A 15317-nucleotide genomic window follows, 5' to 3' on the forward strand; every position below is an offset into this window, starting at 1 on the left:
GGTCATTTTTATGCGTGAAAGCGGCCTGGCGGGGTGTGAGCCGTGCCGTGGCGCCCGGCGCGATTCGCCTGTATCGCTGGCGCTTGCCGCATAATCTATGCCGGCCACGGCCATGGCGGCCGCGCGAAAGACACGGACTGCCCGGGCCGGCTGCGCTAGGCTGCGCGGCATCACCATAGCGAGCGCCGCGATGCCCCAGTTTCAATCCGTGCTTTCCTTCCGTGCCTTTCTGCCCTTGGCCGCCGCCCTGGCGATGGGTGCTGCGCCGCGCCAGGCGGACCAGCTTGCCGTCACGTTGCGCCCCGACATGGCCGATGGCGCGGTGGCGGGGGTGGCCGTGGCGATGGACCTGCCCGCGCCCGCCGACGGCACGCTCTTGCTGGCAGCGCCGGTGGTCTATCCCGGCGCGCCGGGGGTGGCCGACCGGCTCAGCGGCCTGGCCGTGAGCGATGCGCAGGGGCCGGTGCCGCTGGCCATGAGCGAGGATGCGCCGGTCAAGGGCGGGTTCCCCTGGTATCGGCACTGGCGTGCCATCCGCGCGGTGCAGGGGCAAGTGGCGATCCGCTATCGCGCCGCGGTGATGCCGGCCGGTGGGCCCGGCGGGCCTGCCTTCGGCCTGCGCGCAGTGGGCGGGGGGCTGGCGGCGGCGGGGGGGGGGTTCCTGCTGCTGCCGGAAAACCGCGACGCGCTGCCCGCGCGATTGCACTGGGATCTTTCGGCCATGGCCAAGGGCGCGAGTGCGGCGATCTCTTATGGCGCGGGCGACGTGGTGGTGCCCGGTGGCGCCCAGGCGCTGGCCGATAGCTGGTTCATGGCCGGGCCGCTGGGGCATTGGCCGGCCACCGGCACGCGCGACGGCTTTGCCGGGACCTGGCTGGGCCAGCCGGTGTTCGACGTGCCTACCGCGCTGGCACGCGCCGGGGCGGCGCACCGCTATCTGCAGGGACATTTTCCCCACATGAAAGCCCATCGCGCCTATCGCATCTTCGTGCAGTTCCGCGATGCGGCGCCCTATGGCGGCGGTACGGCGCTGGACCAGTCGTTCATGCTTTCACGCGGGCCGCTGGCGCCGGGCGAAAAGGGCGAAATGCCCAGCTCGCTGTTCTTTCACGAGATGATCCACCAGTGGACCGGCCAGATCGAAGCGCCCAGCGGCATTTCCAGCTGGTTTTCCGAAGGGCTGACGACGTATTACGAAGACGATCTGCAATGGCGCGGCGGATTTGAAAGTGCCGATGCCTATCTCGACGCGGTCAACCGGCTGGCGCGCCGCTATTTCACCAGCAAGGCGCGCAACATGGCGGCGGCCGATGTGGTGAAGATCGGCTTTGGCGATGAAGAGGTGCGCCACATCGTCTATTACCGCGCGGCGATGTATTTCCACGATCTGGATGCCCGTATCCGCGCCCATAGCCATGGCCAGCGCAATCTGGAAAGCGTGCTGTTCCCGCTGTTCCTCTCGCGCGAACAGGGCGTGCGCTTTGATACCGAAGCCTGGCTGGCGGCGGTCTCGCGCGAATTGGGCGACGCGGGGGAACGCGACCGGTTCAAGCGCCTGATCCTGGACGGAACGGATACGCTCGATCCCCTGCCCGATACCTTTGGCCCCTGCTTTGCCCGCGTGGCGGCGCAGTGGGACACGCCCCATGGGCATGTGGATGGCTGGCAGTGGCAACGGGCCGCACCGCCTGCCGGGGCGTGCCGGTGAACCGCGCGGCCCTGGCGCTGGCGCCGCTGCTGCTGGCGGCCGCGCCACCGCCCGCTTTACCCGCGCAAGATGGCCCGATTGCCCCGGCGACCAGCCACCATGCCCTGGCCACGCCCGCTGGGCGGCTGGACTATGACGCGGTGTTCGAACAGCAGGTGCTGCGCGGCCCGGATGGGCAGCCGGCGGCGACGATTTCCACGATCGCCTATCTGCGCAGCGGCACGGCCGATGCCGCGCGGCCGGTGATCTTTGCCTTCAACGGCGGGCCAGGGGCTTCGTCCTCTCCCTTGCACGTCGAGGCCATGGGGCCGCGCCGGCGCGAAGGCAGTGGCCTGGTGGACAATGCCGAGACGCCGCTCGATCGCGCCGACCTGGTGTTCGTCGATCCGGTGGGCACGGGGTTCAGCCGCCCGCTTACACCCGGCGGCGGTGCGCCGTTCTGGAGCGTGGCGGGCGATGCGCGGGCCATGGCCCAGGCGATCACCGGCTGGCTGGCCGCGCATGGCCGCGCCCATGCGCCGGTGATCGTGGTGGGAGAAAGCTATGGCGGAACCCGCGCGGCGGCGATGCTGCCCCTGCTCAAGGACGTGAACCTGGCCGGCCTGGTCCTGCTCTCTCCCGCCCTGGCGATCGGGCCACAGGGAGACAGCGAACTGGTGGAGGCACTGCCGGCCATGGCCGTGGCCGCTGCGGCCCACGGCAAGGGCGCGCTTGCGGGCCTGCCCCCGGCGGAAGTGGAAGCGCGCGCGGCCGCCTTTGCCGCCGGTCCTTATGCCCGCGCCTTGCTGGCCGGCAGCGCGCTGGCCCCGGCACAGCAGGCCCGCGTGGCGGCGCAGATGGCGCGGTTGATCGGCCTGCCACCGGCCACGATCCGCGCCGCGCGCTTGCGGGTGGACGTGGAAACGTTTCGCGCGGCATTGCTGGCCGGCAAGGGCGAGGTCGTCGGCCGGCTCGACAGCCGCGTGGCGGCGCCGCGCCCGGCGCCGGTGGCCGGGCGGCCATCGGCGGCCAGCGATCCCGCGTTGGGGCTGGGCGCGAGCAACGTGATCGTTTCAGCCGCGCTGGGCGATTATCTGCGCCGCGAACTGGGCGTGCAGACCGCGCGCGATTATGTTTCGCTGACGCTGGACGTCAATTTCCAGTGGCGCTGGCCGCGTGTGGAGGGCGCGGGCGATGGTGGGGACGAGGCCGATCGCCTGCCCGATCTGCTGGGCAACCTGGCCCAGGCCATGGCCGACCATCCGGCGCTGCAAGTGACGCTGGTGGGCGGCTATTACGATATGGCCGTGCCGCTGATGGCCACGCGCGATGCGTTGCACCATGCCTGGCTGCCGGAATCGCGCGCCCGGCTGGTGGCGCTGCCGGCGGGGCATGCGGTCTTTGCCGATGCGCCCGGCCGCCAGGCGATGCGCGCGATGATCGATCAGCTCTTGCGCGCGAACGCGAACCACCAGGCCAGCCCCAGGACCAGCCAGCCCCCCACCAGAAGATAGGGGCGCGGATCGGCCTCCACGCCAAAGGCGGCAATGGCCAGCGCCGCCACCACGCCGGCCAGGCCGACCAGCGTGACCGTGGCAGGCGCCATGCCCAGTGCCGCGCGGGCGTGGATTTCGGGGTGGTGGCGGGCAACGACCGTGGCCGACCAGGAACAGGCGGCGTATTTCAGCATGGTCGGCAGGTTGACCGCCAGCAGCAGGAACACCAGGCTTCGCGGCAGGAGCATGCCGGCCATGGCGCAGGCCCAGGCCAGCAGCACGGCCACATGCGGCGTGGCAAAGCGCGGATGCACCCGGCCCAATGCGGTTGGCAGCGCGCCGCTGCGCCCCATGGCAAAAAGGCTGCGCGAAAAAGTCAGCGCCAGCGCGTTCATCGACTTGACGATGGAGAGGGTGGCCGCGCCCACGATCAGCACCGTGGCCGCCGGGCTGCCCATGGCCACGCGCGCGGCATCGAGCAGCGGCGCCTTGCTGGCGGCGAGCCCTGCCGGGCCGACCAGGCCCAGCGCAGTGGCCGCCACCGCGCCATAGACCAGGGCAGTGAGCCCAATTGCCAGGGCAATGCCCAAGGGCATGGTGCGCGCGGGGTTGCGCACTTCCTCGCCGATTTCCACCGCGCTTTCGATGCCCAGGAACAGGCTGATCATCAGCGGCACGGCGGCGAGCACCTGGGGCAGCGGCACCGAGAGCGGCCCGCCCATCGTGGCCACGCGCACGTGCGGCAGGCCAAGCGCCACCAGCAGCGCCAGCACCACCAGCAGCAGCGCCATGAGCGCCGTCTGCGCCTTGGCCGCAAGCGCGACGCCGCGATAGTTGAGCGCAAAGACCAGCGTGATCAGCGCCGCCATGGCGGGCAGCGGCGGCAGGGGCACGACCATGCCGAGATAGCCGACCAGCACCTGGGACAGGATCGCCATGGCGCCCACGTTGGCCACGATGCGCATCCAGGCGATGAGAAAGCCGACCGCCGGATGGATGAAGCGGCGCGGCCATTCGTAGGATGCGCCCGAAACCGGCAGGGCCGAACCGAGATAGGCATAGGCCAGGGCAAAGATCAGCATCGGCAGCGCGGCAAGGCCGATCGCGGGCAACAGGCCCGCCCCGGCAACTTGCGCCGTTGGCCCCAGGATCGTGAAGATCGAAACCCCGATCGCGGTGCCCGCGCCGAAGGTGACGACCCCGACCAGGCCCACCGATTTGCCGAGCTGGACCGGCGTTTCCGGTGCGCTCATCGCAGAGTGCCGGTGATGAAGGCGCGCAAGTCTGCGGCCAGCGCCTGCCGCGCATCGCGGCCCAGATAGGCCATGTGCCCGGCGGGGTAGGTGCGGAAGGCAACGCGATCTGCCGGCGCACCGGAATGGGCCATGGTATCGTGCGCCGTGCCCAGCGGCGTGACCAGGTCATAGAACCCGGTGCCCACCAGCACGCGCAGCGCCGGGTTGCGGTTCATCGCCGTGGCGAGATCGGTGGCATAGTTGCTGGGGGACGAACCATAGTCCCACGGCCCGTTCACATCGCGAAAGGCAATCGCCTTGTAGGGCTGGGGCAGGTCGATCTGGAGCGTGTCGCGGGCATAGGCGTCCCACGCGGCGACGAAGCCGGGCACATATTGCGCCATGGCCGGATCGTCGGCCACCGGGTCTGGCCCGGCGGCGGCCAGCGGCAGGGTGAAGCGCGCATCGTAAAGCCCGGTGCGCCGCCCTTCGCCAGCGAGCAGCAGGCGGGCAAAGGCCGCGCCCGACAGGCGCAGGTCATTGGCCAGGATCGTTTCGGCCGGAACGCCGATGAGGCGCGCCATGGCCTGCGCCACGGCGGCGCGGCGCGCGGGATCGAGGCGCGACCCGGCATGGAGCGCGCCCAGATAAGTGTCATCGACAAAGGCCTGCGCGGCATCGACCTGGCCCTGCGGCGTGCAGCCTGGCGCCACCTTGTGGAAATGGCAGGCCGTGGCCGCCAGGCTGGGCAGGATGCCGAGGTAGGCGCGATCGTCGCCCGCTTCGCCATGGGCCATGTCCATCGCCTGGCCCAGCAGGATCACGCCGTTCAGGCTGATGCCGTCCATCTGCCCGGTCTGGGTGGGGCCGCCGGCCAGCAGCCGCGCCACCACCGCCGCCCGCACTGTGCCATAGCTTTCCGAGAGGATGTATTTGGGCGCGTTCATCCGGCCGTAGTGGGCCAGCCACTGTTCCATCACCTGCACCGTGGCCACCGCGTCCTGCTCCACCCCATAGAACATCGCCGGGGTGCCATCGGCCAGGATGCGGCTGTAGCCGGTGCCGGGCGGATCGATCAGCACCAGGTCTGCCACGTCGAGCGGGCTGTCGGCATTGGCCACGGTGTGGAACGGCGGGGTGGTCTGCGGATGATCGGGATCGTCGAAATCGATACGCTGCGGGCCAAGCAGGCCCATGTGCAACCAGAGCGAGGCCGAGCCTGGCCCACCGTTGAACACGAACAGGACCGGCCGGGTGGGATCGCGATCTTCGGTCTTCGTGGGCTCTTTGAAATAGCTGGTGGCAAAGACGCTCGCGGCCGCCTTGCCATCGGGGCTGCGCAGGATGAATTCCTCTTCCACCGCCACATAGGGCATGCGCTTGTTGCCAAAGGTGCCCAAGCCTCGCGTGATGAAAGTGCGCGGCGCGGCGTCCTGCGCCTGTGCGGGCAGCGGGGCGGCGAGCGGGGCGAGCGCGAGGGCAGCGGCCAGGATCAGGCGGTCAATCGGCATGGTCGGCAATCTCGTATCCAAAGGCGGAGCGGGCGGTGAGGCCGGCATCCTGGCTGGCCAGGGTTTCCTTGGCGGGATGGAGCGGCGGCGGCGTGGTGAACGGGGCAATGCCCAGCGCGGTGTAGATCTCGCTGGGGAAATAGGCGACCCCGCCGCGCAGCACCAGGCGGGGGCGGCGGATGGCGGCAATGTCTTCCACCGGATTGCCCGGCACCAGCACCAGATCAGCGAGCTTGCCCCGCGCGATCGTGCCCAGTTGCCCCTCCCGCCCCAAAAAGCGCTCGGCATCCAGCGTGCCCGTGCGCAGCGCCTGCGCCGGGGTAAGGCCGGCCTGCACATAGAGCTCCAGCTCGCGCTGCACGGCAAAGCCGGTCGCTTCATCGGTGCCGGGCAGCAGGGTGATGCCCGCGCGGTGCAACATGCCGATGGTTTCCAGCACTTTGGCAAAGCCGCTGTGATAGGCCGCATCGGCGGCGGCATCGGGCAGGCTGACGAACGACCGCTGGCGATAGCGCTGGAAGCCGATCGGCATGTTGGCGAGGAAATCCTCCTGCCCCGGCGGTACGTGCCCGGCGCGGCTGAGCATCAGCTGTTCGAGGATCGAGGCCGTGGTATCGAGCGCGACATGATGCTGCTGCATCAGCCCCACGGTGTGCTGCACGGCGGGCGCGGACAGATCGAGGCTGCCCGCGCGTGCCATGGCCGTCAGGCGCAAGGGCGTGCGGCTGTCTTCGCCTGGCTTGAGAATCCAGCCCAGCATCAACTGGTTGATATGGGCAATGGAATCATAGCCATCGGCAATCACCCGGTCGGGCGTGTCGAAGGCGGGGACATGGCCGGTCACTTTCAGGCCGAGGCGATGCGCCTCTGCCGCGATGGGCGCCACCCAATCGGGGTTCATCGAATTGTAGATCTTGATTTCGGCATAGCCGCGCGTGGCGTACCAGCGCACGTCCTTGAGCGCTTCGTCCACGCTGGCGGGAATGAAGCCGAAGCGCGCCGAATAGGGGCTGCGCCCCTCGATGAAGCCATTGGGCACGATGCGCGGCCAGGCCACTTGCCCGGCATCGACGCGGGTGATCAGGTCCTGCAGGAACGCGTTGTCGTTGCCCATGTCGCGCGTGGCGGTGACGCCGGCGGCCAGATAGAGCAGGCCCGAAGGCAGCGTGGCATGCGAATGCATGTCGTGCAGCCCCGGATAGACCGTGCCGCCCTGGCCATCGATCACCGTCTCGTCGGCCGGATCGGGCGCGGCGGGGTCTTCTGCCAAGACCTGGGTGATCGTGTCGCGCATCACCACCACGGCCGAAAGGGCGGAGCGGGTGCCGCTGACCGGATCGAACACGTGCACGTTGCGGATGCGCAGCGGCGTGGCAAAACGGTGCGCCAGTTGCTGTTGCAGCGCCAGCGCGCGCGCGGTTTCCAGCTCGGTCGCCAGCTTGCCCAGCATGGGTACTTGCGCCTCATGGCCGGCGCGGATCGTGGTGCCATCGGCGCCGGGGCCGAACACGCCCGCCAGCCGGCCCGCGCCATCGAGCAGGACATAGCCGGGGTTGAGCTGCACCCCGGTGATGCGCCAGGCGGTGACCGGCAGGGCCGACTTGCCGCTGCCCAGCGCGAACGTGCGCACCGCTTGCGCGCAGACCCGGCCCGATGGCAGCACCGCCAGGCAATGGTCCGGCCGCCCCATCGCCGCGCGGGCATAGAGCGCCAGGGCATAGGGGCTGTCATCGTTGGCGATGTAAAGCGGCGGGCGGGCAGAGGCCTGGCTGCCGGCGTCAGCCTGGCTTTTCCACCGCGCCACTTGCCCGGCATAGGCATAGCTTTCATCCACCGCGCCACCCATCAGCGAGGTGCCCTGGATCGTCCAACTGGTCGGTACACCCGAGGGATCGAGGACCAGATCCTCGTGATGCTTGGGGCCCCGGCCATTCTCGTCCACGCGGTAATCCACCGCCACGCGGTTGCCCTGGGTGTGGATCTTGAGCGATCCCACGGTTTCGCCGTTGGACACGATGACGAGGTTTTCGTCCGCCGCCTGTGCCGCCGCGGGCGTTCCGGCGAGAGCGAGGACGAGCGGGAGCAGGGCGCGGGTCATCGCGGCGCCTGCCCGGTCTGAACAGGAACAGTCTTGGTGATCAGCATGCGAATGTCGTTCCCCAAGGCCTGGGCCGTGGCGGCCACCGAATAGCCGGTGTGGCCCCCGTCGTAATAGCGCAAGGTCACGCGCTGCGGGTCCCAGCCCGATTGCGTGGCGAGCAGTTCGGCCGCGCCCATCGTGGTCTGCGTGTCGTAATAGCCGTTGGCGACCAGGACCTGAAAGCGCGGGTTGGCCGCCATCATCGCGGTGATCCCCTGGTAATAGGGCCAATCGGCAAAGGGGCTGGTGCCCGATCCCCAGCCCCACTGGTCGAAGCCTTCTACGGGTGCGGAAAGGACATAGGGCTGCGGTTCTGCCACCTTGAGTTCGTCGCGGCGATAGCGCTCGAACAGGCGGGCCAGGGTATCGGTGATCGCTTCGGACGCATCGGGGGCGCCGCCCTGCGTGGGCGCGGGCATGGTATAGCGCGCGTCCATGCGGCCCAGCACCAGGCCCTTGTCCTTGAGCAGTTCGACGCGATAGCGTTCCTTGGAGATGCGCAAGTCGTGCGCCAGGTACCACGCCGCCGGAATGCCGGTGAACGCCGCCAGGCGCGCGGCAACGCGGGCGCGATCGGCGAGCGGCGCGCCGCTGCCCTGATAGAGCACGGTCAGGTAATCGCCCTTGGCAAAGGCGCGCGCGGCGGCCAGGAACGCGGGCAAGTCCATGCCCTGGAAGGCCGGGTCCTGCCGATCCGCCTTGCCATGATACCAGGCGATCGCCGCCAGCGTGGGCAACGAGGCGACATAGCTGGTGACATTGGCGGGGCGCTGGGCATATTCGACGATATTGGCCGCCTGGCCATAGAGCACCACGCCGGCCAGCGGCAGCGGATCGGGGCCTTGTGCCAGTTGCCGCGCGATTTCGCAGGCGCGGTTGGTGCCATAGCTTTCGCCCAGCACATAGACCGGCGCCCCCGTCCGCCCATGGGCGACAAGCCAGGCGCGGATGAACGCGGCGACTTGTGCGGCATCGGCGCGCACCGACCAGAACGCGTGGGGATCGGTGCCCGGTGCGGCGGTGCTGAACCCGGTGGAAGCGGGATCGACGAAGACCAAGTCTGCGGCATCGAGCGGCGAGGCGGGATTGTCTGCCAGGGTGACTTTGGCCGGATCGGCGGCGATATCGTCGGGGAATGCCGCCCGGCGCGGGCCCAGGCCGCCGACGTGGACATAGGCCGAGGCCACGATCGGCCCGCCGTTGAACGCGAACAGCACCGGCCGCGTGGCGGGGTTGGCGTCATCACGCAGATAGGCAAAGCTGACGAGGCGCGCCGCGCCATCGGCGGTCCTGACCTCGGTCGCCTCGACCCGCGCGGTATAGGCCAGGGCCTGCCCGCCGAACGTGCCCTTGTGATGGGTAATGACCGGCGTTGCCAATACGGTTGCCGGCTGGGGTGTTGCCGTCTGGGCATGAAGCGGGGCGGCGGCGCAGAGCAGGAGCGGAAGCAGCAGGGCGCGCATCGGGACAACCTTTCTCAAAGAGCGCAAGCCGTGCCGGGTGAAACCGGCACGCGCTGCCACTGCCAGGCATCGACGGTTTCGCCGCGTGGCAGGTAAGTGACGGTAAAGACATGGCCATCGCGGCGCAGGCGCAGCGTCAGTTGCTGGGTCTGCTCGCCCTGGATGCCATCCTGCGGCACGGGATCGACGATCTCGTCGCCATCGCGCACACCCGCCAGCGCGGCGGCAGAGCCGGGCACCAGGCCGCGCACGACGCGCTTGGGCTCGGCCAGCACATCGGTGGCAAAGCCCAGGTCATAGCGGCGCAGGCGGGCACTGGTGCGGGCAAAGCACGGGCCAAAGGCGTCGGACGCCGGCAGCGGCACCGCGCCATCCAGGAACGCGCGGAAATCGGCCACCGCCTGCGGGCCGAGATGGCGGGAAAGCTGATCTTCCCAATCGGCGTTGGTCAGTTGCACGCCGGCCTTTTGCCGCGCAAGCAGGGCCAGGACCAGCGTGTCGAGGCTTTCACGCCCGCCGCTCTTCTTGCGCAGCGCGCGGTCGACCGTTGCGAAATAGAGCATGCCGCGATCATAGGGCAGGGTGCGGATGCGGGTGTCGGCCCAGAACCGCGCCGGCACTTGCGCGTTGGGCACGCTGGCCATGGCGCTGGTGTAATAGCGCGCGGCCGTCCAGTTCAGATCGTGCAGGAACGCATCGGCATCGATCATGCCAAAGCGGAATGGCAGGCGCGCCTGGTAGAACGTGGCCAGCCCTTCGCCGAACCACGAGGATTCGAGGCCCTCGGGCCGGGTGATATAGGGCTGGAACGTGTGGAACATTTCGTGCGCCAGCGTGATGCGGATGCTGGCCAGGTCCGCGCCGCGCCCCGTCCCGAACGTGGTGACGAAAGCATGGTGGAGGCCCACCCCGCCGCCCGCGTTGATCGGGTTGTAGCGCAGGAACACGCCATAGGGCGCGGGCCGGGTCTGCCCGAACATCTGCCGGTAATGGCCATGGAGCGCGCCGGTCCACGCCAGCAGCGCGCCGGCATCGAAGGCCGGGCGGCCCTGCCAGGCGCCGAAGAAGCCTTGTTGTGCGGGCCTTGCGGGCCAGGTGCCGATCGGGCCAGCCATGAAAAAGCTTTGCCGCAGGGCGCTGGCATCGAGCGGCTCTGCCGCCGTGACCGTGCCGGCGCCCAGCGAACTGACGCCGCGGCTGCCCTTGGGCGCGCGCGACAGATCAAAGCCGAACGTGGCGCGCCAGTGCGTGGTGCCGGGGGGCAGCAGCAGGAAAACCTGCCCGGCGGCCGAAACCGCGCCGCCATCGGCGCTGAAGGCAAAGGGCGGGGCGGGGCCGCGCGGCGGCAGGCTGGCCTGGGCGGGCACGCGGTAGGAGACGACGAGCGTGCCCCGGATCGCGCGCGGCGCCAGCCATTCCCGCCCCGGTCCGCCGCTGACGCTATCGCCATCGGCGCTGTCGGCCAGCACGGCATCGCGCGGGCGCAAGAGCAGCGGCCCGGCCGCATCGCGCGCGTGCAGCGGGCCCAGCAGGCTGGCCATGGTATCGACATTGCTGGCCAGCAGCGGCAATTGCAGCACCGGCGTGCCGGCCTTGGCGGCCAGTCCGGTCAGGCGCAGCGTTACCTCCACCGTGCCCACGCGGGCCGGGTCGGCCGCATCGGCGCGCGGGGCAAAGGTAACCGTGAGCGCGGGTGGCGCGGCATGGGCAGGTGCGGGCAGCAGCGCGGCTGCGGCCACCAGGGCAGGCAGGAGGCGGGGCAAGTGCGGCATTGGCAGAAATCCCCCCGTTTCGTGTTCAGATTGCCGTGCGGCCGCTTGCCGCCTGGCGCAGGGCCGCTTCCAGCGCGGCAAGGCCGGCGTCAAGCTCGGCATCGGGCAGGCAGAAGCCGATGCGGATGTGCCCGGCCTGGCCAAAGAATTCGCCCGGCGCCACGATCACCCCGCTTTGCGCGATCAGCGCTTCGGAAAAGGCACGGGTATCGGCAATGCCGGGCAGCGCGGGAAAGCAGATGCAGCCCGCATCGGGCAATTCGCCCGCCATCAGCCCGGCATCCACCATGCGCGCAAACCACGCGGCAAAGCGGGGCCGTGCGCGCGCGACATGGCCGCGCCAATGATCGGCAAAGGCATCGGCGCGCATCATCACTTCGGCCGCCACGGCGTGCGACAGGGTCGAAACACCGAATTCGGCGCGTGCGGCATAGTCGCGCAAGGTGGCCATCACGCCGGGTGCGCCCACGATCCAGCCACAGCGCAACACACCCAGGCCGAAAATCTTGGTCAGGCTCGACAGGCTGATCACCGCCGGCGAGAGCGCGCACGCCGGGCCGGGGCGGCTGGTCTTGTCGGCATAGTCGCCATAGACTTCGTCCACGACCAACAGCACGCCGCGCGCCTGGGCAAGCTGCGCCAGCTCGGCCAGGGTTTCGCGCGCGATGCCCATGCCCGAAGGGTTGTGCAGGTCTGACACCACGATCAGCCGCGTCTCGGGGCGCAGCGCGGCGGCCACCTGGGCCACGTCGATGCCGAAATGCGGGGCAGGGCGGGTAAAGGTATCGACCGCCACGCCCTGAACCTGCGCCGCCCCGGCAAACAGGTCGAAGCCCGGCACTTCCACCAGCACGCGGTCACCGGGCTGCAATAGGGCGCGATAGAGCAGCGCGAGGCCGCCCGTGGCGCCGGTGGTGCACAGCACCTGGTCCACATCCACGCCATGGCTTTGCGCCAGCATGGCGCGCACGAATGGATTGCCATCGCCAAAGGCGCTGACATAGCGCGGCGAAAAATCGGGTTCGACCGTGGCCAGCACGGCCTGGCGCAGCAAGGCACGCGGTTCGGGCACCGAGCTTTCGAACAGGCTCACGATCGGGCGCGGCGCCTTGCGTGCCAGCGCCACCGCGGCGGCCACCCATTGGGCATAAGCCATCGGCGCGGGGGCGATGGGCGGGGCGGCCAGATCGGGCGTGGCGGCAGGCAGGACAGTGCAGGTCATTGCGCCGATCCTATCGGGCAGGCGTTGCGCTTGTTATGCGATCTGTGCCCGCCGCGCGGGCGCCAGCGCATAATCCTTGTTGCCGGGGCGGCAAAGGCGGTCAATGCACCCCAGGGCAAAGGCCATGCTTTGCCAAGCCGGCAATAGCGTGTAGGCGCGCCCCCCTGGCAGTTGAAAGAAAGAGTGACAAACGATGATCGGCACCCTGATCGGCCCCATTGCCGGTAATGGGCGCAAGCGCGCCTGGATGGGCGCGGCCACCGCGCTGGCCCTTGCCACCACGGGCACGGCCCGCGCGGCCGATAGTGCCAACGCCGATGCCGATGGCCAGGATGGCCCGCGCCAGATCCGCGTGATCGGCCATCCCGATCCCGAAGGCCTGCTGCCTGATCAACAAGTGCCCAAGGCGGTCAGCACGATCGGCGCGGCTTTCATCGAAAAGCAGGCGGCCACGTTCAACGCGTTCCAGCTGGTCAACATCCTGCCCGGCGCCAACGTGGCGGGCACCGATCCGTTCGGCCTGTCCACCTCGTCCAGCCTTAGCCTGCGCGGGCTGGGCCAGGATGCCATCGGCGTGACCATGGAAGGCGCGCCGCAAAACGACATCGGCTATTACTATGCCTATCCGGCGCAGTTTGCCGATGCGGAAAACGTGGCGCGCGTGGAATTGAGCCAGGGTTCGGCCGATATTGCCGCGCCGGTGGTCAACGCCGTGGGCGGCCTGCTGGCCTTGAGCCTGGATGCGCCGCACCGCGATTTCGGCGTGCTGGCCGATGCCTCGGTGGGATCGTTCAACGAACGGCGCGGCTTCGTGCGGGTGGACACCGGCACCATTGGCAACACCGGGCTGCGCGCGTTCGTGTCCTATTCCAACAACCAGGCTGATAACTGGCGCGGGCCGGGCGTGGACAAGCGCCAGCACATCGATGCCAAGATCGCCGGGGAATGGGGCAACGGCAACACCGCCAGCCTCTCGGTCTCGTACAACGATGCCAGCAATTCCACCTATCTCAGCCCGACGCTGGCCGATTGGCAGGCGCAAGGGCGCGGCTACAACCTGTCTGCCAGCTATGGTAGCGGAGACCTCAATTATTGGCGGCTCTATCGCCAGCCGTTCCGCAATCTCTATTTCGCCGCGCCGCTGCACCTGGCGCTGGGCACGGGGTTGACGCTCGACACCACCAGCTATCTCCAGTTCGGCTATGGCAACTCGCCCTATGGCGCCTCGATCGGCCCGGATGGCTATTACCCCGGCACCTATCTTGGCACGCAGGCGCTTGATGCACCGCTCAAGCTGGCGGGCACCGAAAACGGCGGCACGGTCAATGTGCTGGGCAACTGGCTGGGCGAGCAGATGCGCGCCGGCCAGATTGCCAGGCTGACGCTCAAGCGCGGCGCCCACACGCTGACGGCCGGGCTGTGGATCGATTATGGCAGTGACCGGGTGGTGGAAAGCTTCACCCCCTTGAATGCCAATGGCGATCCGGTGGATGGCTGGGGCCATGACGAACCCGCCGTGCACACCGCCGACGGGCGGCTCTATTCGCTTGCGGATACCAAGACGATCACCGTGGCCAAGGCATTCTTCCTGGCCGACAGCATCGCGCTGTCGCCAAAGGTCACGCTCGATCTGGGCTTCAAGGGCGTGGACCTGCTCCACGCCGGGCGCAACAATCTGCCCGGCAACCAGGGGCGGATTCATTTCGACAGCTTCGCCGCCCTGCCGCGCGCGGCGGTCCATGTGCAGGTGAGCGATCGGCAGCAGATCTTTGCCAACGTGACGACCAATTTCCGCGCGCCCGACGAATACACGCTCTACGATACCTATGATGGCTATGGCGGCATCGCCTCTTACGGCACCACGGCGCTGAAGAACGAATATTCGCTGGCGCAGGAGCTGGGCTGGCGCTGGCAGGGGCGCAATCTTTCGGCTTCGGCCACCGGGTTCCACTATGCGTTCCGCAACCGCCTGGTGGCAACGATGGCCAACGTCAACGGCGCGCTGGTCAACACCACGCTGAATGGCGGGCGGCAGGAATCCTGGGGCGTGGACGCGGAAGTGGACTGGCGCCCGCTGGCCGGGATGAGCCTCTATGCCTCGGGCGAATGGCTGCGCGCGCGGATCAAGGACAACCTGCCGGCCGACGGCGACTACTTGCCCACGGCGGGCAAAGTGGCGGTATCGAGCCCCAACTGGCAATTCGCGCTGGGCGGCACGTATGACGACACCCGCCTGTTCGGCAGCTTTGCCCTCAAATACCTGGGCCCGCAGTTCGCCACGTTCATGAATGACGAGCGCATTGCCGGCTATGCCACGCTGGACCTGTCGGTTGGCGTGCACCTGGCCGGCTGGCTGGATGGCAAGCGCACCGATCTGCGGCTCAATGCCATCAATGTCACCGATCCCCATGTGCTTTCGGGCGTGCAGGCGGTGACGCCGGCCGCGCGCGATACCGTGGGGACGGGCGGCACGCTGATCGCTGGCCAGGCGCCGACGTATTACATCGGCAGCGGGCGGGCTTTCATGGTCACTCTGGCGCGGCAGTTCTAGGCGTGGATGGCCCAGCAGACGGCGCCGCGACGGCGCGCGGTAATCGTTGCAACATGGGATAAGTCACGGAACGGCATGGTGTGCGCATCGTTATCGGCGCACCATGCCATCCCCCCTGCAGGCGCCCGCGCCCCAATCACGCCCTGAACCTTTCCCCGAACCCGCGCCAGAGCCCGTCCTATCGCCTGACCGGCTTTTGCGGCCGGCCCGATCGCCTGCGCTTTCGCCCGTTCTCGCGCC

General features: G+C 69.1%; 9 protein-coding genes. 3 read left to right on the forward strand and 6 right to left on the reverse strand.

Annotated features, from left to right (window positions below; genetic code table 11):
* Positions 1 to 190: 190 nt before the first annotated feature.
* Complete coding sequence (locus FHT19_RS11660; protein ID WP_169475252.1) at positions 191 to 1708, forward strand: hypothetical protein; 1518 nt, start codon at positions 191 to 193, stop codon at positions 1706 to 1708.
* On the forward strand, positions 1669 to 3201 hold the full coding sequence (locus tag FHT19_RS11665; protein WP_169475253.1) for a hypothetical protein: 1533 nt from the start codon (positions 1669 to 1671) through the stop codon (positions 3199 to 3201). The genes FHT19_RS11660 and FHT19_RS11665 overlap by 40 nt, the downstream gene beginning before the upstream one ends.
* Here the strand turns inward: FHT19_RS11665 and FHT19_RS11670 are convergent.
* Genes FHT19_RS11670 through FHT19_RS11695 form a run of 6 tightly spaced genes read right to left on the reverse strand, consistent with a single transcriptional unit; the run spans position 3132 to position 12526 of the window.
* Positions 3132 to 4436: an amino acid permease gene (locus FHT19_RS11670; RefSeq protein WP_169475254.1), complete on the reverse strand. Its 1305-nt coding sequence runs from the start codon at positions 4434 to 4436 to the stop codon at positions 3132 to 3134. The genes FHT19_RS11665 and FHT19_RS11670 overlap by 70 nt on opposite strands.
* A complete protein-coding gene (locus FHT19_RS11675) occupies positions 4433 to 5929 on the reverse strand; it encodes a peptidase S10 (protein WP_169475255.1) in 1497 nt (498 codons plus the stop codon). The genes FHT19_RS11670 and FHT19_RS11675 overlap by 4 nt, the downstream gene beginning before the upstream one ends.
* Positions 5919 to 8027: an amidohydrolase family protein gene (locus tag FHT19_RS11680; RefSeq protein WP_169475256.1), complete on the reverse strand. Its 2109-nt coding sequence runs from the start codon at positions 8025 to 8027 to the stop codon at positions 5919 to 5921. The genes FHT19_RS11675 and FHT19_RS11680 overlap by 11 nt, the downstream gene beginning before the upstream one ends.
* The gene (locus FHT19_RS11685; RefSeq protein WP_169475257.1) at positions 8024 to 9532 is read right to left on the reverse strand and encodes a peptidase S10; all 1509 of its coding nucleotides are present in this window, start codon (positions 9530 to 9532) and stop codon (positions 8024 to 8026) included. Before FHT19_RS11685 ends, FHT19_RS11680 begins: the two co-directional genes overlap by 4 nt.
* A gap of 14 nt (positions 9533 to 9546) precedes the next feature.
* Positions 9547 to 11304, reverse strand: a complete 1758-nt coding sequence (locus tag FHT19_RS11690) for a peptidase M61 (protein ID WP_169475258.1) — start codon at positions 11302 to 11304, stop codon at positions 9547 to 9549.
* Between the two features lie 25 nt (positions 11305 to 11329).
* Positions 11330 to 12526 carry a pyridoxal phosphate-dependent aminotransferase gene (locus FHT19_RS11695; RefSeq protein ID WP_248290419.1) on the reverse strand — a complete coding sequence of 399 codons (1197 nt, stop codon included), beginning with the start codon at positions 12524 to 12526 and terminating at the stop codon, positions 11330 to 11332.
* A 193-nt stretch (positions 12527 to 12719) separates the two neighbouring features.
* Here FHT19_RS11695 and FHT19_RS11700 point away from each other — a divergent pair, with 193 nt between their 5' ends.
* Positions 12720 to 15077: a TonB-dependent receptor gene (locus tag FHT19_RS11700; RefSeq protein WP_248290420.1), complete on the forward strand. Its 2358-nt coding sequence runs from the start codon at positions 12720 to 12722 to the stop codon at positions 15075 to 15077.
* The last annotated feature ends 240 nt before the right edge of the window (positions 15078 to 15317 follow it).

This window comes from Novosphingobium sp. SG919 (assembly GCF_012932495.1).
GTDB lineage: Bacteria > Pseudomonadota > Alphaproteobacteria > Sphingomonadales > Sphingomonadaceae > Novosphingobium > Novosphingobium rhizosphaerae.